The 1,881-nt window shown below is 50.7% G+C and carries 1 protein-coding gene; it reads right to left on the minus strand.

Going from position 1 to position 1,881, the window contains the following annotated elements; genetic code table 11:
- Positions 1-74: 74 nt before the first annotated feature.
- Positions 75-1,490 (minus strand): ATP-dependent RNA helicase RhlB, encoded by a 1,416-nt coding sequence (gene rhlB / locus KDK16_RS09525; protein ID WP_306670783.1) that lies wholly within the window; start codon positions 1,488-1,490, stop codon positions 75-77.
- Positions 1,491-1,881 lie beyond the last annotated feature (391 nt).

Below are 1,881 nucleotides of genomic sequence, written 5' to 3' on the forward strand. Positions count from 1 at the left end.
AGACCAATTTATTGCAACCGCAGTAGGACAGCCTTAAGTCCGACAGGCTGCTAGCGCTTAATGCAGACTACTGATTATTTAACCAGATCTTCAGGTGGGTATTCCAGATTGAGCTTTGCACCCAACATTTGTTCCAGGTCGGGGATCAGGAAAGAATCCTCTTCGCAGGCAAAGCTGATACTGGTACCACTGGCTCCGGCCCGGCCTGTCCGGCCAATACGGTGGACATAATCTTCAGGATCCTCGGGCAGGTTATAGTTGATCACATGGCTGATGCCATCAATGTGAATGCCCCGACCAGCAACATCGGTGGCCACCAGGACCGTCAGCCTGCCACTCTTGAAGTTATCCAGCGTTTTGAGTCGCTTCTTTTGGGGGACTTCACCTGAAATCTGATCCGCTTTGAGGCCTCTCTTTTGTAGCTTCTCGGTCAATCGACGAGTTTCATCTCGCCGGTTGGTGAACACAATCACCCGCTCCAGATTGTTCTGATTGATCAGGTTGATCAAGAGAGGGACTTTTTGCTCATTGGTGACGATATAAACCTTCTGGTCAACAGTCTCTGTAGCAACACTCTCTGGTTCAATCTCAACTTTAACAGGCTGCCAGGTCCACTGTTCACCGAGCCTTAATACCTCATCCGTAAAGGTGGCTGAAAAGAGTAGGGTCTGACGATCGCCAGGGCGGGGCGTCATTCGGATAATGCGCCGAACCTGAGGAATGAAGCCCATATCCAGCATTCGGTCGGCTTCGTCAATGACCAGCGTTTCTGTCAGGTCCAGATGCAGGTCTTTGCGTTCGCAGTAATCCAGAAGTCGGCCCGGAGTAGCCACAAGGATATCGATGAAGCCATTACTCATTCGGCTGCGCTGCTTCTCATAATCCATTCCACCCACAACCGTCAGTACGTTCAGGGGCAGGTATTTGGTCAAGGCTTCAGCATCCTGACCAATCTGCAATGCCAGTTCTCGGGTAGGGGCAATGATGACCGCACGGGGTTCACCAAGATAGCGTTGATCCGGTGGCGGGATATCGATCAATTGTTTGATGGTGCTGACGAGAAAAGCGGCTGTCTTGCCCGTACCGGTTTGAGCTTTACCAATAGCGTCTCTGCCAGCCAGTGTGCTGCCCAGTACTTCTGCCTGAATGGGGGTGCAGTACTTGAAGCCCAGTTCCTGGATGGCTCTCATCAGTGGGTCAGGCAGATCAAAGTCATGAAAGCGGGTTTTACCCTGTTCGGGCTCTACCTGGAACTGGCTGATATGCCAGGAGGGTTCGGTCTTCTTGTCGTCTGAGCGATGAGAGTTGTGAGAATGATTACGTCGAGCAGTGTTCCGAGACTTTGGGTTTCTGGATTGAGTGCCGACAACTTTACTGTTTTTCTTCCCGCGCGGGGGCTTGGAATAAGGATTTTTTGGTGCCGGTATAGACTTTTGCCCACCGGATGAAGGCGCTTTTTTCTTTCTGAAAAGACCTAGTAATCCACTCAATGCTTTAATCTCGTTGCAATACTATATCGTTATCCCGGCCTGCAGCTTGGGGCTGACATGTCCTGAGTGCGTCTCGGGACCGGGGATTGAATCTGCTGACGACGGGTATCTCGGCCCTGGTGTTAAAAAGTCGGGCAAACAGAAAGAGAAAGAGGCCTTCAGGTAGCTGTCTGTTAACAGTCAGGTATCTGCTCAGCAGCAGTGCGCCGCAGGAAACTGGATTCAAAAGGCTGCGGCATTCCAAAAGGATTCTAAGGTATCTGGCGGGTGATTGCTAAATTGATTGCTCATAGGTGTCGCTATCGGGATGGTTGTCCTGCTCTTCGCTCTTTCTTTTGCGCATGTAGAATTTGTTCAGCTTGTCCTTTTTGCTGACTTTTCTCTTTTTTCT

The sequence above is a fragment of the Endozoicomonas sp. SESOKO4 genome, from assembly GCF_024606275.1.